Origin of the sequence: uncultured Roseovarius sp. (genome assembly GCF_913057115.1) — a bacterium.
Taxonomy (GTDB): Bacteria; Pseudomonadota; Alphaproteobacteria; order Rhodobacterales; family Rhodobacteraceae; genus Roseovarius.
Genome location: NZ_CAJXNN010000052.1, coordinates 1 through 18,786, shown reverse-complemented (window position 1 = coordinate 18,786; position 18,786 = coordinate 1). Strand labels below are relative to the sequence as shown.

Below are 18,786 nucleotides of genomic sequence, written 5' to 3'. Positions count from 1 at the left end.
TTCATGGCGGAACTCTTCAAGATGGAAGTGCCGGAAATCTATGACGGCATCATCGACATCAAGGCCGTGGCCCGTGACCCGGGCAGCCGTGCCAAGATCGCCGTGATCTCGCATGACGGCTCGATCGATCCGGTCGGTGCCTGTGTCGGTATGCGCGGCAGCCGTGTGCAGGCCGTGGTCAACGAGCTTCAGGGCGAAAAGATCGACATCATCCCCTGGAACGAAGATCAGCCGACCTTCCTTGTGAACGCCCTGCAACCTGCCGAGGTCTCCAAGGTGGTTCTGGACGAAGAGGCCGAGCGGATCGAGGTTGTCGTGCCCGAGGAGCAGCTTTCGCTGGCCATCGGCCGCCGGGGTCAGAACGTGCGTCTGGCCAGCCAGTTGACCGGTCTGGACATCGACATCATGACCGAAGCCGAAGATTCCGAGCGTCGCCAGAAAGAGTTCGAAACCCGCACCAAGCTCTTCATGGATACGCTGGATCTGGATGAATTCTTTGCCCAGCTTCTGGTGTCTGAAGGGTTCACCAACCTCGAAGAAGTGGCTTACGTTGAGATTGACGAGCTGCTGGTGATTGACGGCGTCGACGAAGACACCGCCAACGAACTGCAGGCCCGCGCGCGTGATGTGCTTGAAGCGCAGGCGACCGCCGCGCTTGAAAAGGCCCGCGAATTGGGGGCCGAGGACAGCCTCATTGAATTCGAAGGCCTGACACCCCAGATGGTACAGGCATTGGCCGAAGATGGCGTGAAAACGCTGGAAGATTTCGCAACCTGTGCCGACTGGGAGCTTGCCGGCGGCTGGACCACAGTCGATGGCGAACGCATCAAGGACGACGGCCTTCTGGAGCCCTTCGACGTTTCGCTTGACGAGGCACAGAACATGGTCATGACCGCACGGGTCATGCTGGGCTGGGTTGATCCGTCTGAGTTGGAACCCGAAGACGAGGGTGAGGCCGACGAGGCCGATGATGTCTTCGCATCCGAGGAGGCCGGGGCCTGATCCGTCAGGCCCCGAGAGGCACCTGATGGGTCGCGCTGGGCAACCCAAGGATCGCGCGGATGGTCCCGAACGCAAGTGCATTGCCACAGGTGATGTGCAACCGGCGTCCGGATTGATCCGCTTCGTGGTCGGCCCCGAGGGGCAGATCGCTCCGGATATCGCGGGCAAACTGCCGGGCCGTGGGATTTGGGTTTCGGCCACTCCGGCGGCTTTGGCCAAGGCCTCCGAGAAAGGGCTGTTTGCCCGGTCGGCAAAGCAGGCCGTGAAGGTGCCCGAGGATCTGCCGGCACTGGTGGAACGGCAACTGGCCGAGCGTGTGGTAAACCTGATCAGCCTCGCCCGAAAAGGCGGGCATGCGGTATCGGGATATGAAAAGGTCAAGGACTGGCTTGCCAAGGACGAGGCCGAAATTCTGATCCAGGCAAGTGATGGGTCAGAGCGTGGAAAATCGAAACTGAGCACGCCATATGGCGGTTCTTTTATTGGCTGGCTGACAGCCGAAGAACTTGGGCGGGCTTTTGGGCGACAAACCGCAGTGCATGCAGCACTGCACGCTGGAGGTTTGGCCCAACGTGTTGTAGAGGAGGCGGCAAGGTTGAAGGGCCTGCGCGCCCCGAACGGCGAAAAGACCCGCCGGAAAGGAAGAAAAAGCTGATGAGCGACAACGACGGTAAGAAAACATTGGGTGTGCGTGGCGGTCCCCGGTCGGGGAATGTGAAGCAGAGCTTCAGCCATGGACGGACCAAGAATGTCGTCGTGGAGACGAAACGAAAGCGCTTGGTGAAACCGGGGGCCAAGCACGGTGCCGCCGGGGCATCGGGCAACAAGCCGAACACACCTGTGGGCGATCCCTCCAAGCGGCCTGCCGGTATCTCTGATTCCGAAATGGAGCGCCGCATGAAGGCGCTTCAGGCCGCCAAGGAACGCGAGGCCGAAGAAGCCGCCAAGCGCGAGGCCGAGGAAAAGGCCCGCGAGGAAGAGCGCCAGCGCCGCCGCGAAGAGGCCGAGGCCAAGGAGCGCGAACAACGCGAGGCCGAGGAGCGCGCCAAGGCCAAGGCCGAGGAAGAGGAACGCAAGCGCCGCGAGGCCGAGGAAGCCGCCCAGAAAGCGGCCGCCGCCCCCGCGCCCGAACCAGCGCGCGCCGCGCCCAAAGCCGCGCCGCGCAAGGAAAAAGAGCGCGAGCAACAGCAATCGCGCGGCGGCAAGGGCCGCGGGCGCGGCGACGATGGCCGCCGCTCGGGCAAGCTGACCCTGAACCAAGCTCTGTCGGGCGGCGAAGGTGGCCGGCAGAAATCCATGGCCGCGATGAAGCGCAAGCAAGAGCGGGCGCGGCAAAAGGCCATGGGCGGCACAGAGCAGCGCGAAAAGGTCGTGCGTGACGTGCAGCTGCCCGAGGCGATTGTCGTGTCGGAGCTGGCCAACCGCATGGCCGAACGTGTCGGTGACGTCGTCAAGGCGCTGATGAACAACGGCATGATGGTCACCCAAAACCAGACGATTGACGCCGATACCGCCGAGCTCATCATCGAAGAGTTTGGCCACAAGGTCGTGCGCGTCTCGGATTCAGACGTCGAAGACGTGATCGACCAAGTCGAGGACAAGGAAGAAGACCTTAAACCGCGTCCGCCAGTAATCACCATCATGGGCCACGTCGACCACGGTAAAACCTCGCTTCTGGATGCGATCCGCGATGCCAAGGTTGTCGCCGGTGAAGCCGGGGGAATCACCCAGCACATCGGCGCCTATCAGGTGACCACCGATAGCGGCGCGGTTCTGTCGTTCCTCGATACACCGGGCCACGCCGCCTTTACCTCGATGCGCTCACGCGGTGCACAGGTGACGGATATCGTGGTGCTTGTGGTCGCCGCCGATGACGCGGTGATGCCGCAGACCATCGAGGCCATCAACCACGCCAAGGCCGCAGAAGTGCCGATGATCGTGGCGATCAACAAGTGCGATCTGCCCGCGGCAGATCCTGATCAAGTGCGCGCCGATTTGCTGCGCCACGAAGTGATCGTCGAGGCGATGTCGGGCGATGTGCAGGATGTCGAAGTCTCCGCCGTCACAGGTGACGGCCTTGACGAACTGCTCGAAGCCATCGCGCTTCAGGCCGAAATCCTTGAATTGAAAGCCAACCCCGACCGCGCCGCCGAAGGTGCCGTGATCGAGGCACAGCTTGACGTTGGCCGTGGCCCGGTTGCCACCGTTCTGGTGCAACGCGGCACCCTGCGCCAAGGCGATATCTTCGTCGTGGGTGAGCAATATGGTAAGGTCCGCGCCCTGATCAACGACCGCGGCGAGCGTGTCAAAGAGGCCGGGCCCTCGGTTCCGGTCGAGGTACTGGGCCTCAACGGCACGCCCGAGGCGGGCGATGTTCTCAACGTCGTCAAATCCGAAGGCCAAGCGCGCGAAATCGCCGAGTACCGCGAGAAAGCGGCCAAGGAGAAACGCGCCGCTGCCGGGGCTGGCACCTCGCTGGAGCAACTTCTGGCGAAGGCCAAGGAAGACGAGAACGTCAAGGAACTGCCGATTCTGGTCAAGGCCGACGTGCAGGGTTCTGCCGAGGCGATCGTTCAGGCGATGGAAAAGATCGGCAACGAAGAGGTGCGCGTGCGGGTTCTGCATTCGGGTGTCGGTGCGATCACCGAATCCGATGTGGGCCTTGCCGAAGCCAGCGGTGCGCCGGTTCTGGGCTTCAACGTCCGGGCCAATGCCCCCGCCCGCAACAGCGCCAACCAGAAGGGTGTCGAGATTCGCTATTACAGCGTGATCTACGACCTTGTGGATGACGTGAAAGCGGCGGCCAGCGGGCTTCTGGGGGCCGAGATTCGCGAAAAGTTTATCGGTTACGCCGAGATCCGCGAGGTCTTCAAGGTCACTGGCGTGGGCAAAGTGGCCGGCTGTCTGGTTACCGAAGGTGTCGCGCGCCGCTCCGCCGGTGTGCGCCTGCTGCGCGACGATGTGGTGATCCACGAAGGCACGCTCAAAACCCTCAAGCGCTTCAAGGACGAAGTCAGCGAAGTGCAGTCGGGTCAGGAATGCGGCATGGCCTTTGAAAACTACGAGGATATCCGCCCCGGCGATGTCATCGAGATTTTCGAGCGCGAGGAGATCGAGCGCAAGCTCGACTGACCCAACCCGCATACCGAATAGAGAAGGGGGCCCGTGCGGCCCCCTTTTTCGTACCTATCCGGCGATCCGTGGCCGCCCGCTGGCCTCCACCGTGATCATCGCCTCAAGGAACACCTCACGCGATTCCGCCTTGGCCGATTTTACATCTTCCGTGACGTTTACATGTAAGTCCTCGGCGCCTGCCGCCTCCGCATCTGTTCGGGCCTCATCCTCCAAAACCATCCGCAAAAAGCCCATGGCGATATCCGCATCGGCAAAATCGCTGGGCTCGCCATCGGTATGTACCCTGAACTTGCCTTCGGCGGGGCAGGTCACCGTGCCGGTCCGCCGGATCGTGACGCGCCCGACAACAGCCCCAATCGCATTTGCCACGCCCGCATGCTCCGGCAGGATCATCTGACAGCCAAGGCGCTCTCCGACTGCCGGATAGTAGCTGGGGGCCGAGGCCCCAAGCCCCACAACCGGCACATTCAATCCAGTGTCCAACCGGACCAACCCGCGATGCCCATCCATCCCGCGCTGCATCAACACATGCCGCGCCAGATCGGCGGCGGGCAGACCGAAATCCGCCTCTTCTTCGGCAAAAGCAGTCTCTAACAAGGCCAAACTCGTCTGATGCGTCAGTTGATCCACGATCATCTGCGCCATGTCTTTCGGTTCGGGGCAAAGCCGCGTGCCCGCCCCCGTCCGCTTGCGCCCAATCAGTTCCAGCGCCTTATGCGCCGCTTCCGCATCCCAAGCATCGAGCCGCCCCAGAACATGCGCCGCGTCCGAGGGCGTGACACCCGACACCTGTACCAAGCCCCGCGCCACCAAACGTTTCAGCGCCGCCGCCTCCATCCGGGTCTTGAGCACCTTACCAAGCGGCTGCACACCCTCGCCAACCCGCTCCAACAGTGCCGCATCGCGGGCTTGCAATCCCCCGGCATCCATCCCCGGCACGGCGCGCACGAACCGCGTGTCATATTCCCCCGGCGCGGAATTGCGCAGCTGTTCGTCCAGCATGTCATGCATCACCCCGGGTGCCTCCAGCGCCATCAGGCTCACAGGCACCACCCGGCGGGGGCCAAGCGTTACCCCGCCTTGCAGACCTTCGTCGTTCACATGCACCTCGCTATCGCCGCCAAGGCCCGTGGTGCGCATCGCCACGGCCTCCACCATGGTCCGCCACGGACCCACCTGCGCGCCCGCCGGGTCGATCATCGGCCGCCCATCGCGCAGGACGGCCACATCCGTCGTCGTGCCGCCAATATCGGAAACCAATGCATGATCCGCCCCGGTCATCCAGCGCGCGCCGACAATACTCGCCGCCGGGCCGCTGAGGATCGTTTCAATGGGCTTTTCGCGGGCCTGTTCCGCCGAAATCAGCGCGCCATCGCCGCGCACCACCATCAAAGGCGCATCAATGCCAAGGTCCCGCAGCTTGCCCTCGGCCTTTTCAATCAACCGTGCGATCATCCCAATCAGCCGCGCATTCAAAAGCGCCGTCAGCGCCCGTTTCGGCCCGTTCAGCTTCGCCGACAGGTGGTGCGAACATGATACTGGCCGCCCCGTCACCTCGCGGATCACCTCCGCCACGCGTTGTTCATGCGCCGGGTTTCGGGTGGCAAATTGGCTCGCCACGGCATAGGCCGAGGCCGCAGGATCAGTCTCTAACCATGCCAAAAGCGCCGCTTCGTCCAAGGGTGCGGCCTCGGTTCCGGCGTGGCTATGGCCGCCTGCAATCACCAGCGCCGGGTCGCCTGCAAGCACCTCCTGCAAGCCATGCGCGGACAGGTCGCTTTCGCGAAAGCCGACATAGACCAACCCGGCCCGCCCGCCTTGCCCTTCGACAAGCGCATTGGTCGCCAGCGTGGTGGAAAGCGAGGCCATGCCAATCTCGCCTACATCCGCGTCACTGGCCTGCAAAACCGCCTCCACCGCCTTGCCGATGCCTTCCGACAGGTCATGCCGTGTGGTCAGCGACTTGGCGCTCGCCACCACCTCCCGCTCGTCGCGGATCAACACCGCGTCGGTATAGGTGCCCCCGGTATCCACCCCCAAAAGCAAAGCCATGCGCGCCACTCCTCATCACGTACCGCATGGGTTTAGCGTGTTTCAGGGCCTATTCCATCCCGTTTGCGGCATGGTGCAGTCGCTTGACCGCCCAGCGCGCCGCATCCACCACCGTGGGGTCGGGATCGTCGCACAATCCCTGTGCCACAGGCATCAATGCCGGATCACCAGAATTGCCAATCGCATACAGCACATTCCGCACGAACCTGTCCCGCCCGATGCGCTTGATCGGGCTGCCGGAAAACCGCGCGCGAAACCCCGCGTCATCCAGCATGGCCAGTTCCGCCAGCATCGGGGCCTTCAAATCTTCCCGCGCATGGTACTTCACCTCGCGGGCCTCTTGGGCAAACTTGTTCCACGGACAAACCGCCAGACAATCGTCACAGCCGTAGATCCGGTTGCCCATCTTGGCGCGCAATTCCTCATTCACCGGCCCCTTATGCTCGATCGTCAGATAGGAAATGCAGCGCCGCGCATCCAACTGATAAGGCGCCGGAAAGGCCTCGGTCGGGCAAATGTCCAGACAGGCCCGACAAGACCCACAATGATCGCCTTCCGCTGGATCAGTGTCGATTTCCAGCGTCGTAAAGACCGACCCAATGAAAAACCAACTACCCAGTTCCCGGCTCACCAGATTGGTGTGCTTGCCCTGCCACCCCAACCCGGCGGCCTGCCCCAAAGGCTTCTCTGGCACGGGGGCTGTATCCACAAACACCTTCACCTCGCCCCCGGCTTCGGCAATCAACCACCGCGCCAACCGCTTCAGGCGCTTCTTGACCGTGTCATGATAATCCTTGTTGCGCGCATAAACTGATATGGTCGCCAAATCCCCCCGCTCCAGCGTCGCCATCGGGTCTTCTTCCGGCGTATAACTCTCCCCCAGAACAATCACCGATCGCGCCTCGGGCCACAAAACACTTGGATCCCCTCGCCAATGGCTCCGCTCGGCCAGCCATCCCATCTGCCCGTGATACCCCTTGTCCAAAAACGCCTGCAATCGCGGCGGCACATGCCCCACATCCCAAGGTCGACAAATCCGGCAGGCATCAAACCCTTCCTCAAGGGCCTGTGCCACCAATCTGTCCTTCAACCCGTCCATTTCATCTTTCCCAAAATACTCTGGGGGGAGGCCGCAGGCCGGGGGGCAACGCCCCCAATCCTAGAAATCCAGATCGGCATAATGCGGCGGCTGCGGGAATCCGGGCACCTGATCGGCCAAAATCCCCCGAAACGCCGGGCGCGATTTGATCTTGGCGTACCAATCCTTCACCGTGTCGCTCCGGTTCCAATCCACATCCCGGATATAATCCAGCGAACTCAGATGCGCCGCGGCGGCAAAATCGGCCAGCGTCATGACATCCCCCGCCAACCACCGGCGATGGTCCAACAGCCACGCCATGTAATCCAGATGATACTTGATCGCCTTGGCCCCGGCCTTGACGTTGGTACTGTCCGGAAAGCCCTGCTTCATCACCTTCTTGTTCACCCGCTCATAGAGAAGCTTCGAGGTGACCTCGTGATGAAACTTGTCGTCAAACCAAGTCACCAGCCGCCGCACCTCGTATCGTGCATCGGCGCTTTTGGGCATCAGGCTGGGTTCGGGGTATTTCTCTTCAAGGTATTCGCAAATCGCCGCACTCTCGGCCATGGTCTTGCCGTCGATCTTCAGGATCGGCACCTTGCCCGCCGGGTTGCGGCGTAGGAAATCAGGGTTCTGCTCCCAATACCGCTCTTCCACCAGTTCGCATTCGATCTTCTTCTCGGCCAGGCTCAGCCGCACCTTGCGACAGAACGGAGACAGCGGAACGTGATAGAGCTTGGCCATGCGTCAATCAAACCTTGCGCGAAAAAATGGGATACCCCTCCATGCCGCGAAAGCGCCCGGGTTTCAATCCTCGAAGCACGCCGCGCGCCCATCCCGGCGAATGGTGGCCGCCCCGTCCATGATCCCCGCTGCCCGCTTGCGCAGCCAGCTTGAGGGCCGCGCCGCGTTGCGCTCCTTGGGGTTGGGCAAGACGGCAGCCAGCCGCGCCGCCTGCACCGCGGTCAGGGCCTCCGGTCCGACTCCAAAGTAATGCCGCGCGGCGGCCTCCACCCCAAAAACACCTTCGTCAAACTCGGCAACGTTCAGGTATACCTCGATGATCCGCCGCTTTGGCCAAACGGCCTCGACCAGCGGCGTGATCGCGGCCTCCAGCGCTTTGCGCGGCCATGATCGGCCATGCCAAAGATAGACATTCTTCACCACCTGCTGGCTCAAGGTCGAGGCGCCGCGATTGCCGCCATCGGCAATGGCATTGCGGATGGCTGACATGTCGAATCCCCAATGATTGCAGAAATTGGCGTCTTCGGCGGCCACGACCGACCGCGCCATAACCGGGGCCACACCCTCCAAGGGCACCCATTGCCGGTCAAGCGCGCCCAGCCGCCATTTTTCTTGCATCATGTAAAAGGTCACCGGCGGATTGATCACACGGTAGGTTACGACGGCCACACCGATGATGATCAGCAGAAACAAAACTAGGCGATAAAGCCACCGCCGCCCCCAGCGGAACGGTCGAAACCGGGCTTTTTCACTTCGGGTGCGTTTCTTTGCGCTCTTCTTGGCCATGGTGTTCAGCTATAGCCGCGTACAGCCAACGGAAAAACCCGAAAACCGGGCCTCGGGCCCGTTTTGCAATACATGCGTCGTGATCACCTTGGGCCTTGTTCATGGCCATGCCTTACACTTGGCACCATGCCCGTAGTGATGGCGCGACACGCCAAGGCGGTCAGTCGCCCTTTTCGGTGTTCAGCAGTTCACGCAGACGGGCTTCGCTCTCACTATCCAACGGGGATTGAATGAGTGTGCCGCGTGTCGGGAAACTGCCAATCGCCTCGATCACCGCATCGCGCTCAAAGTCACGCACCAGAAGGCACAGCGCCGAGCCTCCGGCTGGCAGGCTCTCGGCGATACGGTTCAGAAAATCGCTGTCCACCCCCGGATCACGGTAGCGTCCCATCAGGGCCCCAGTCGCGGCACCCACGGCGGCCCCGGCAATCGGCACCATGAAGGCAGCCCCCAAGACCAAGCCCCAGATCGTGCCTCCCACGGTTTGTGCAACCGGCACGTTCTGCGGCTGGTGCAATTTCGGCGTGCCATCGCCGTCGCGGGTCACGATCGTGGTGTCTTGGGTTTCCAGACGTTGTTCGGCGCGCAACGGCCCCAAGTGGTCGTGCAGTGCGAAGGCCGACCTGTCGTCGTCAAAGGCGATGATCAAAAGATCAGACATGGCAAGGTTTCCGCATATCGTTTTGCGCGAAACGCTTCTTGCCGGGGATAGGTTCCCGCGCGGATTGTCGCAGCCGCGCGGGTCAGGGCCTTGTTCGGCCGGGGTTGCCCCGCGTCTGTCTCACGCGGCGCTGTCAACGTCCGGGAAAACAAGGCCGCGGTGCCCGGGTTCAAAAATATGTCGTGGTATCGCGCCCAGCCGGTTCAGCTTCTTGCGCAAGCGAAAGTGCCGCCCGGTGATTGCCAAGTTGACTATGCCCGACAGCGCGTTCATCGTTTTCAATTGCGCCGCAAGGCGATGCCCATACCCTGGCAAGATCATATGCGTCACACGATGCTGGCGCGGAAACCTCAGGGCGTGGATCAATTCGTCCGCCTTGTCACCGTGCAGGATGAAATAGATCGTGCGTTCAGGGCGTAGAAAATCCACCGCGGGAAACCGGAAATTCCCGATATTCTTCCGTAGCGGGCGCCAGCGGGTCTCCTCTGGCACGACGAAAGGATCAACGGAATATTGCGGGGTAAAGGCCAGAATAGTGTCGAAATCCATCATGCGCGACAGAAGCAGCAGCATCGTCGCGCCCATGGAATTGCCAAGGCCAACAAGACGCGTCGCACCGGTTTTGTCGCGTATGTCTTCTATCGTTGTCACAAGTTGCTCTGCCATGCCCGGCGCATTCAGCCATGACCGGCTTTCGTCGATCACGAAAAGCACATGGTTCTCACCGTTCCGGCTCGCCATGCCTGCAAATTCGGGGGGTGGCGCAACCTTGCGATCCTTCCCCACACCGGAAAAACTTACAACCAATGTGTCATTTCGGCCCGGTGCGTAGATAACCCGCAGCGGCCCGTCCTGAACGATGGTGTCCCAACTCTCCAACACGAAAAAGCCCCGTTTGCTTTTGACAATGACAAAGCATTGTTCGCAAACGGGGCTAAAAAAAGACTTAAGTGGAGCCTTATTGCGTATTCATTCGGCCGGGATTGCGTCCTCTTCTATGCCCAGCGGATGCGCCAGTTTGTCCAGCATCTCCTTGGGGCAGACCTGAAGGAAGTTGTCCTTCTCCATGTCCCAATATTGCAGGATCTCCTGTGCCTTGCGGCTGCCGGTCTCGGCGGCGTGGCGTTCCACCAGCTCCTCCAGCTCGGCCAGCCAATGGGCCTGCGTCACCGGGCAGGTGACCAGCGATTCCATGTTGATCAGGTTCGCCGCCACGCCTTCGGGATCATAGAGGTAGGCCATGCCGCCGGTCATGCCCGCGCCAAAGTTGGCCCCGATGCTGCCAAGGATCACGGCAACACCGCCTGTCATGTATTCACACCCGTTGGAGCCACAGCCCTCGACCACCACCTTCGCGCCCGAGTTCCGCACGGCGAAACGCTCGCCTGCGCGGCCTGCAGCAAACAGGTAGCCATCCGTTGCACCATAGAGCACCGTGTTGCCGATGATCGTGTTTTCCGAGGCGACCAGCGGGCTGGCTTGCTGCGGGCGGACCACGATGGTGCCCCCCGAGAGGCCCTTGCCGACGTAGTCGTTTGCATCGCCAGAAACCTCGATCTTCAACCCCGGCGCCGCGAAAGCCCCCAGAGATTGCCCCGCACTCCCGTTCAGTTTGACGGTGAGGTGGTTGGGCTGAAGGCTGTTGCGCATGCCAAAGTTCTGCACGATGTGGCTGGACACACGCGTGCCCACCGTGCGGTGCGTGTTCTGCACCGCGTAATGCAATTGCATCTTCTCGCCATCTTCCAGGAACCGCTGCGCATCGCGCACGATTTCGGCGTCCAGTGTATCAGGCACCGGGTTGCGCGGGCGGTTGCGGTCGTAGGTGATGTCCTTGGCCCCATCCACGGTGATCAGCATCGGGTTGAGGTCCAGATCATCCAGATGCGCGCTGCCGCGGCTCACCTGCGTCAACAGGTCGGCCCGCCCGATCACCTCGTCCAGGCTCCGCGCGCCAATGCTGGCCAGCACTTCGCGCACTTCCTGGGCGTAGAAGGTAATCAGGTTCACCACCTTATCGGCATTGCCGGTGAACTTGGCACGCAGGCTTTCGTCCTGCGTGCAGACACCCACGGGGCAGGTGTTCGATTGGCACTGACGCACCATGATACAGCCCATGGCAATCAGCGCGGCGGTGCCGATCCCGTATTCCTCGGCCCCCATCATCGCCGCCATGACGATGTCACGGCCCGTGCGCAAACCGCCATCGGTCCGCAGGGTGATCCGATCGCGCAGCTTGTTCATGGAAAGAACCTGATGCGCCTCGGTGATGCCCATCTCCCATGGCAGACCGGCATATTTGATCGAGGTGGCAGGCGAGGCCCCCGTGCCGCCATTGTGCCCCGAAATCAGGATCACATCGGCCTTGGCCTTGGCCACACCGGCGGCAATCGTGCCAACGCCCGACTGCGCAACCAGTTTCACGCAGACCTTCACACGCGGATTGATCTGCTTGAGGTCATAGATCAGCTGCGCCAGATCCTCGATCGAATAGATATCATGGTGCGGCGGTGGCGAAATCAGGGTCACGCCCTTGGTCGAATGCCGCAACCGCGCGATCAGATCGGTCACCTTCATCCCCGGAAGCTGACCACCCTCACCGGGCTTGGCGCCCTGTGCCACCTTGATCTCAAGTTCCTCACATTGGTTCAGATACTCGGCAGTCACACCAAAGCGCCCCGAGGCCACCTGCTTGATCTTTGCCGACGGATTGTCGCCATTGGGTTCGGGCACGAAATGCGCCGGGTCTTCCCCGCCTTCGCCACTGTCCGACCGTGCGCCAATCCGGTTCATCGCCACGTTCAAGGTCTTGTGCGCCTCGGGGCTCAACGCGCCAAGGCTCATCCCCGGTGTGACAAACCGCTTACGGATCGCGGTGACACTCTCCACCTCTTCAAGCGGGATCGCATCGCCCATCGGCTTGATCGCCATCAAATCACGCAGGTGAATCGGCGGGTTGGCCTGCATCGCGGTCGAATACCGCTTCCACAACTCATAAGAGGCATTGTTGCAGGCCATCTGCATCATATGCATGGTCTGCGCCCCCCAAGCGTGGGTCTCACCGCTTTTGCGCATCTTGTAGAAGCCACCGATGGGCAGCACATCCTTGCCACCTTGGAAGGCGCGGCTATGCACCTCTTCCAGCTTGCTTTGAATGCCGCTCACACCAATGCCGCTGATCCGGCTGGTCAGGCCCGGGAAATACTCGTTGCACATCGCCCGGCTCAGGCCCACGGCCTCAAAGTTCAAACCACCCCGATAGGAGGAGATCACCGAGATCCCCATCTTCGACATGATCTTGAGCAGCCCTTGGTCAATTGCATTGCGGAAGCGCGCAACATTCTCGGTCAGGGTGCCATCCAGCAGACCCCGATCAATCCGATCGGCAAGGCTGTCCTCGGCCAGATAGGCGTTGACCACGGTCGCGCCCGCGCCAATCAGCACGGCAAAATAATGCGGGTCAATGCATTCGGCCGAGCGCACGTTGAGGCTTGTGAAGGTCCGCAAACCTTTGCGCGTCAGGTGGCTGTGCACCGCACTGGTGGCGAGGATCATCGGCATGCCGACGCGGGTCTCATCCAAGTACTGGTCAGTCAGCACAAGATGCCCGGCACCACTGCGCACGGCATCCTCGGCTTCGGCCCGGATACGCTCAAGCCCGGTCTGAAGCGCGCCTTTTCCCGGTTCAAAGCTGCAATCAATCTCGACCACATCCCCCTGAAACTGGCGCTGCAACTCATCCCACTGCGCGTTGCCGACAAAGGGGCTTTCCAACACAAGGATCTCGGTCTGCGCGCTCGATTCATCCAGCACGTTCTTGAGGTTGCCAAACCGCGTCTTGAGGCTCATCACCCGGAACTCGCGCAAGCTGTCGATCGGCGGGTTCGTGACCTGGCTGAAGTTCTGGCGGAAATAATGGCTCAGCGGGCGGTATGTCTTGGACAAGACCGCGCTGGGCGTGTCGTCGCCCATGCTGGCAATCGCTTCCTTGCCGTCCTCAGCCATCGGCGCAAGGATCTGCTCCAACTCTTCCACCGAATACCCCGCCGCGATCTGGCGGCGGCGCAATTCGGCCCCGGTGAACAGCGGTGCCTCGGAAATTCCGGCCAGTTTTTGGTCAAGATCGTTAATCTTGCCAACCCACTCTCCGAAGGGCAGGGCGCGGGCCAGCTTGTCCTTGATCTCGGTGTCGTGAAACAGAACGCCCTTTTTCATGTCCACGGCCAGCATCTGACCGGGGCCAAGCGCGCCTTTCTCGACGATGGTGGATTCGTCCACATAGACCATCCCGGCCTCGGACCCGGCAATGACCAAACCATCGCCCGTCACAACGTAACGCATCGGGCGAAGCCCATTCCGGTCCAACCCGGCACAGACCCAGCGGCCATCGGTCATCGCCAAGGCGGCGGGGCCGTCCCACGGCTCCATCACGGAGTTGCAATAGGAATACATATCGCGCCAGGCCTGCGGCAGTTCCTCGGCCTGCTTCGACCAGCTTTCCGGCACCAGCATGGTTTTCGCCATGGGCGCGCTGCGCCCGGCCCGCACCAGAACTTCGAACACCGAATCCAAGGCCGCCGAGTCGCTCGACCCGCCCGGCACGATGGGCTTGATATCATCCGCCATATCGCCGAACGCGCTTGAGGCCATGCGAATCTCATGGCTCTTCATCCAGTTGACGTTGCCCTTGAGGGTGTTGATCTCGCCGTTATGGGCCAACATGCGGAAGGGCTGCGCCAACCACCACTGCGGGAAGGTGTTGGTCGAATAGCGCTGGTGATAAATCGCAAAGGCGCTCTTGAACCGTTCGTCTTGCAGATCGGGATAGAAAACCGCCACCTGCTCGGCCAGCATCATGCCCTTGTAGATGATGCTCCGGCAGGACAGCGAGGCGATATAAAGCTCGTTGATCCCTTGCGCGGCGGCGGCTTTTTCAATCCGGCGGCGGATCACGTAAAGCTCGCGTTCGAATTCCTCTTCCTCGATGCCCTTGGCGTTGGAAATCAGAATCTGCTCGATCTCGGGGCGCGTCGCATTCGCCTTTTCCCCAAGGCAGGACACGTCCACCGGTACATGCCGCCAGCCATAGATCGAATGCCCCATGCGCAGCACTTCGGTTTCCACGATGGTCCGGCAGGCCTCCTGCGCGCCGAAATCGGTCCGCGGCAGGAACACCTGACCCACCGCCATCAACTGATCTTCGCGCGGCTCGTGACCGGTGCGGCGAATCTGGTCATAGAAGAAGGGAACGGGAATCTGCACATGGATGCCGGCGCCATCGCCGGTCTTGCCATCGGCGTCCACGGCCCCCCGGTGCCAGATCGCTTTCAGCGCTTCGATCCCGGCTTCGACAACCTTGCGGCTGGGTTTGCCATCGACCGACACGACCAAGCCCACCCCGCAGGAGGAATGCTCCTCGCTTTCGTGGTACATGCCGTTTTGGGACAACCATTGGCGCTTGGCTTCCTCGGTGGCTTTCCAGTTCTGATCCAGTTCCGTCATCGTTAACCCTTCCTTCATCCGGTGGGTCAGGGCTGTTGCCCTGTTTGGTGTTCTTTTTGTCCGTTTCGTACGAGTCGTACGAGGGTCAATGTTACGCCCCTGATTTTCGTACGAAAATGCGGGGGTCATCGTACGACTCGTACGAAAATTTATTCCGCCGCGACGGTCTGCGCCGCGTTCAGATGGTCAAGGATCGCCGCCGCGCTGTCGCGTCCGTCACGGATGGCCCAAACCACCAAGGATGCCCCGCGCACGATGTCGCCCACCGCGTAAACGCCCTCCATGGCGGTCTTGCCGGTGCCAAAATCGGCTTTGACGGTGCCCCAGCGGGTGACTTCCAATTCCTTTTGATTCCAAAGGGTTGGCAAGTCTTCGGCTTCAAAGCCCAGCGCCTTGATCACCAGATCGGCAGGCTCATCATACTCCGCGCCTTCGATGGGTTCGGGGCTTTGGCGGCCGGTGGCGTCGGGCTGTCCAAGGCGCATCTGCTGCACTTTGACCGCACTCACCGGGTCACCAACAAAGCCCTTTGGCGCGCTAAGCCATTCAAAAACAACGCCTTCTTCTTCCGCGTTCTGCACTTCGCGCTGGCTCCCCGGCATGTTGTCCCGGTCCCGACGATAGAGGCACTTGACCGATTTCGCTCCTTGGCGAATGGCCGTGCGCACACAATCCATCGCGGTGTCACCCCCGCCGACAACCACCACGTTCTTGCCTTCGGCGTTCAGTTCACCACTGTCGAATTCCGGAACGCTATCACCAAAAGACAAGCGATTACTTGCAGTTAGGTAGTCCAAGGCGCGCACGATACCCTTGGCACCCGATCCGGGGCCTTGCAAATCGCGGCTTTTATAAACGCCCGTCGCAATCAGCACGGCGTTGTGCTTGTTGCGGATATCTTCGAACGAGATGTCCTCGCCCACGTTGCAGTTCATCACGAACTCAACGCCGCCTTTCTCAAGCTGCTCCATCCGGCGCATGACCACGTCTTTTTCCAGCTTGAACCCCGGAATCCCGTAGGTCATCAACCCGCCACCGCGATCGTAGCGGTCATAAACCGTCACCTGCACGCCCTCACGGCGCAGCACGTCCGCCGCGGCAAGACCACCGGGGCCAGCGCCGATTATGCCAACGGATTCAACACGTTCCGCCTTTGGTGCGATAGGCTGAACCCAGCCTTCTTCCCATGCTGTATCGGTGATGTACTTCTCGACTGCGCCGATGGTCACGGTGCCGTGGCCCGATTGTTCGATCACGCAGTTGCCTTCGCACAAACGGTCCTGCGGGCAAATGCGGCCACAGATTTCGGGGAAGGTGTTGGTGGCTTGAGACAGCTCGTACGCCTCCTGCAACCGCCCCTCTGCCGTCAGGCGAAGCCAGTCGGGGATGTTGTTGTGCAGCGGGCAATGGCTTTGGCAATAAGGCACGCCACACTGACTGCACCGCCCGGCCTGCTCCTTGGCCTTCTCGTCGGCGTATTCGGCGTAAATCTCATGGAAATCCTTGCTGCGCGCGTCCGCTGCCCTTTTTTCGGGCATGACACGTTCAACATTGACGAACTTCAGCATCGGTTGCTTTGCCACGGCATGGCCTCCGGAATTAACTTTGCCGCGCCTGTCTAAAGCAACCCTTTGACAAATTAAAGTCAGAAAGAGTTACCTAATGTTAAAAAATTGCGCTACATGCGTGCGGTGAGGCAAGGAAATGGCAATAAATTAGGTCCGATACGGATTTAAATGATGACTTTTCTCACAATCTCAATCAGTTATAGCTAAACAAGATTTCCTAGCGGGACTTCGCCAATGCCCCTGTTTCATCTTTTGCTGGTTGCCATCATTCAGGGCGTGACCGAGTTCTTGCCGGTTTCCTCGTCAGGCCACTTAATCCTGCTGCCGAATCTCACTGGTCTGGAAGATCAGGGTCAGGCGATTGATGTGGCGGTGCATGTCGGCACGCTTTTCGCGGTGATCCTGTATTTCTGGAGAGACGTGAAACTGGCGCTGTCCGGCCTTCCCCGCGCATTGACCGGCCGGATCGACACGGAAGGGGCGAGGCTGGCCTTCCTGCTGATCGTGTCCTCGATTCCCGTCGTGGCTTTTGGCATCCTGCTCAAGTTGACAGGGCTTGATGCGCAGATGCGTTCAATGGCGGTGATTGGCTGGACGATGCTGGTGTTCGGGATCGTCCTTTACTGGGCGGATCAGGCGGGGGAGGTCACGCGAGAGGTCAAGGACTGGTCATTGCGTGATGCCATGGTCATGGGGGTTTGGCAGGCGATTGCACTGATTCCGGGAACATCGCGCTCGGGCATCACCATCACCGGCGCGCGATTCATGGGGTATGGCCGGTCGGATGCCGCGCGCCTGTCGATGCTGATGTCGATCCCGGTCATCATCGAAAGCGGCGCGCTATTGGTGGGTGAAACCGTATACGAGGCGAATTTTGGCATGATGCGTGACAGTGTGATTGCCGCGGGTTTCGCCTTTGTTTCGGCCCTGCTCGCACTCACCCTGATGATGCGCCTGCTGCGCAGTGTCAGTTTCACGCCATACGTCATCTACAGGATCATTCTTGGCCTGATCCTGCTTGGTATCGCCTACAGTTAGTCGGGGCGCAGGTTGCCTGCCGATTCCTTGATTGCTTCGTACTGCCCGGCCGGGCGGAACCGCCAAAGGTAATCCGGCAACACGGCTTCAAGCGAGGTCGGCTCAATCTCCAGATCGGCAAACCCCTTCGCATCGTCAGCCACCACATTGTCCACCTTCAGGCTACGTACCTGATCACGAGTGATCTGTGGTGGAACCAGGCCGAGGCTGATGGTTTGGATGAACTCCATAACCGCAGCCATGATGTTGGCCATCCAGAATGGCAGGTTGATGATGATCCGGCGGCGGCGGATCACTTGCAGCATCTGTTCCATCAATTCGCGGAAGGTATTCACATCCGGTCCACCCAATTCGTAAACCCCCGGCTCTGCCTCGCCCATAACGCCCTTGGCGGCGGCATGGGCCACGTCATCGACATAGACGGTCTGAAACTTGGTGTTGCCACCGACGACCGGAAGGAAGGGACTAAATCGGGTCATGCCGGCGAAACGGTTAAAGAAGTTGTCATCTGGCCCGAAGATCACCGAGGGGCGAAGGATCACGGCCGTCGGGAAGGCTGCAAGAATACCGGCCTCACCCTGCGCTTTGGTTTGGGCATAGATGCTATCAGACTCGGCATTGGCCCCGATGGCCGAGATGTGAACCATCCGCTCAACATTTTCTTCAGAAGCAAGGCGCGCGATCCGCTCGGCGCCTTCGTGTTGCACGGCATCAAAGTTGTTGCGACCCTTACGGTCAAAGGTGCCGACACAATTCACAACCGCATCCGCCCCCTGCATGACCGAACGCACGCTTTCATCGTCACGGATGTTGCAAAACACCGGCTCAACCTGTCCGACCACCCCATAGGGTTTCACGTGCATGGCCTCGTTCGGGCGGCGCACTGCCACGCGAACCCGCCAACCGGCCTGTGCCAAACGACGTGTGATGTAGCGGCCCACAAATCCCGATCCGCCATAGATGGTGACAAGTTTCGACATGGGTGGCCTCCGGCGCTTGGTGCGTTTTCGCCCACTTTCCTACCCTTGAAGTGGCGAATGGACAAGGCGATATGACGAATGCGTGGTTTGTTGCAAAATCAACGTTGACACGCCCTTGGGGCAGGGATAAACGCCTGCCTCACGACACCTGCCCAGGTGGCGGAATTGGTAGACGCGCTAGCTTCAGGTGCTAGTGTCCGTATGGACGTGGAGGTTCGAGTCCTCTCCTGGGCACCA

At 60.9% G+C, this 18,786-nt stretch carries 13 protein-coding genes and 1 tRNA gene; 5 read left to right on the top strand and 9 right to left on the bottom strand.

What is annotated here, in order from left to right; all coding sequences use genetic code 11:
• The 3 genes from QZ498_RS15785 to infB form a co-directional block, all read left to right on the top strand.
• On the top strand, window positions 1–1,002 hold a 1,002-nt coding region (locus QZ498_RS15785), incomplete at its 5' end, for a transcription termination/antitermination protein NusA (RefSeq protein WP_294623965.1).
• 25 nt (window positions 1,003–1,027) lie between these two features.
• The gene (locus QZ498_RS15780) at window positions 1,028–1,657 is read left to right on the top strand and encodes an RNA-binding protein (RefSeq protein ID WP_294623963.1); all 630 of its coding nucleotides are present in this window, start codon (window positions 1,028–1,030) and stop codon (window positions 1,655–1,657) included.
• Window positions 1,657–4,134: a translation initiation factor IF-2 gene (gene infB, locus QZ498_RS15775; protein WP_294623961.1), complete on the top strand. Its 2,478-nt coding sequence runs from the start codon at window positions 1,657–1,659 to the stop codon at window positions 4,132–4,134. Before QZ498_RS15780 ends, infB begins: the two co-directional genes overlap by 1 nt.
• Window positions 4,135–4,188: 54 nt before the next feature.
• Here the strand turns inward: infB and QZ498_RS15770 are convergent, their stop codons facing one another.
• The 8 genes from QZ498_RS15770 to QZ498_RS15735 all read right to left on the bottom strand — a co-directional run bounded on the left by QZ498_RS15770 (window position 4,189) and on the right by QZ498_RS15735 (window position 16,546).
• A complete protein-coding gene (locus tag QZ498_RS15770) occupies window positions 4,189–6,189 on the bottom strand; it encodes a hydantoinase/oxoprolinase family protein (protein ID WP_294623959.1) in 2,001 nt (666 codons plus the stop codon).
• A 49-nt stretch (window positions 6,190–6,238) separates the two neighbouring features.
• Entirely contained in the window at window positions 6,239–7,288 is a 1,050-nt protein-coding gene (queG, locus tag QZ498_RS15765; RefSeq protein WP_294623957.1) for a tRNA epoxyqueuosine(34) reductase QueG, read from the bottom strand.
• Window positions 7,289–7,348: 60 nt separating this feature from the next.
• The gene (locus QZ498_RS15760) at window positions 7,349–8,014 is read right to left on the bottom strand and encodes a glutathione S-transferase family protein (RefSeq protein ID WP_294623955.1); all 666 of its coding nucleotides are present in this window, start codon (window positions 8,012–8,014) and stop codon (window positions 7,349–7,351) included.
• Between the two features lie 63 nt (window positions 8,015–8,077).
• Window positions 8,078–8,800 carry a monofunctional biosynthetic peptidoglycan transglycosylase gene (mtgA, locus tag QZ498_RS15755; protein ID WP_294623953.1) on the bottom strand — a complete coding sequence of 241 codons (723 nt, stop codon included), beginning with the start codon at window positions 8,798–8,800 and terminating at the stop codon, window positions 8,078–8,080.
• 160 nt (window positions 8,801–8,960) lie between these two features.
• Window positions 8,961–9,461 carry a DUF1269 domain-containing protein gene (locus QZ498_RS15750; protein ID WP_294623951.1) on the bottom strand — a complete coding sequence of 167 codons (501 nt, stop codon included), beginning with the start codon at window positions 9,459–9,461 and terminating at the stop codon, window positions 8,961–8,963.
• Window positions 9,462–9,581: 120 nt separating this feature from the next.
• Window positions 9,582–10,343, bottom strand: coding sequence for a hypothetical protein (locus QZ498_RS15745; RefSeq protein WP_294623949.1), 762 nt, complete (start codon window positions 10,341–10,343; stop codon window positions 9,582–9,584).
• An 87-nt stretch (window positions 10,344–10,430) separates the two neighbouring features.
• A complete protein-coding gene (gene gltB, locus QZ498_RS15740; protein WP_294623947.1) occupies window positions 10,431–14,963 on the bottom strand; it encodes a glutamate synthase large subunit in 4,533 nt (1,510 codons plus the stop codon).
• Window positions 14,964–15,112: 149 nt separating this feature from the next.
• Window positions 15,113–16,546, bottom strand: coding sequence for an NAD(P)-dependent oxidoreductase (locus tag QZ498_RS15735; RefSeq protein WP_294623945.1), 1,434 nt, complete (start codon window positions 16,544–16,546; stop codon window positions 15,113–15,115).
• A gap of 219 nt (window positions 16,547–16,765) precedes the next feature.
• Here QZ498_RS15735 and QZ498_RS15730 point away from each other — a divergent pair, with 219 nt between their 5' ends.
• Entirely contained in the window at window positions 16,766–17,569 is an 804-nt protein-coding gene (locus QZ498_RS15730) for an undecaprenyl-diphosphate phosphatase (RefSeq protein ID WP_294623943.1), read from the top strand.
• Here the strand turns inward: QZ498_RS15730 and QZ498_RS15725 are convergent.
• Complete coding sequence (locus QZ498_RS15725; protein WP_294623941.1) at window positions 17,566–18,549, bottom strand: complex I NDUFA9 subunit family protein; 984 nt, start codon at window positions 18,547–18,549, stop codon at window positions 17,566–17,568. The two genes, QZ498_RS15730 and QZ498_RS15725, sit on opposite strands and share 4 nt — an antisense overlap.
• 150 nt (window positions 18,550–18,699) lie before the next feature.
• Here QZ498_RS15725 and QZ498_RS15720 point away from each other — a divergent pair.
• Window positions 18,700–18,786 (top strand) — tRNA-Leu (locus tag QZ498_RS15720).

Bases quoted from the DNA above. Each gene is read 5' to 3' on its own strand.
- QZ498_RS15780 (WP_294623963.1), top strand. From the start codon at position 1,028: ATGGGTCGCGCTGGGCAACCCAAGGATCGCGCGGATGGTCCCGAACGC.
- infB (WP_294623961.1), top strand. From the start codon at position 1,657: ATGAGCGACAACGACGGTAAGAAAACATTGGGTGTGCGTGGCGGTCCC.
- QZ498_RS15770 (WP_294623959.1), bottom strand. From the start codon at position 6,189: ATGGCTTTGCTTTTGGGGGTGGATACCGGGGGCACCTATACCGACGCG.
- queG (WP_294623957.1), bottom strand. From the start codon at position 7,288: ATGGACGGGTTGAAGGACAGATTGGTGGCACAGGCCCTTGAGGAAGGG.
- QZ498_RS15760 (WP_294623955.1), bottom strand. From the start codon at position 8,014: ATGGCCAAGCTCTATCACGTTCCGCTGTCTCCGTTCTGTCGCAAGGTG.
- mtgA (WP_294623953.1), bottom strand. From the start codon at position 8,800: ATGGCCAAGAAGAGCGCAAAGAAACGCACCCGAAGTGAAAAAGCCCGG.
- QZ498_RS15750 (WP_294623951.1), bottom strand. From the start codon at position 9,461: ATGTCTGATCTTTTGATCATCGCCTTTGACGACGACAGGTCGGCCTTC.
- gltB (WP_294623947.1), bottom strand. From the start codon at position 14,963: ATGACGGAACTGGATCAGAACTGGAAAGCCACCGAGGAAGCCAAGCGC.
- QZ498_RS15730 (WP_294623943.1), top strand. From the start codon at position 16,766: ATGCCCCTGTTTCATCTTTTGCTGGTTGCCATCATTCAGGGCGTGACC.
- QZ498_RS15725 (WP_294623941.1), bottom strand. From the start codon at position 18,549: ATGTCGAAACTTGTCACCATCTATGGCGGATCGGGATTTGTGGGCCGC.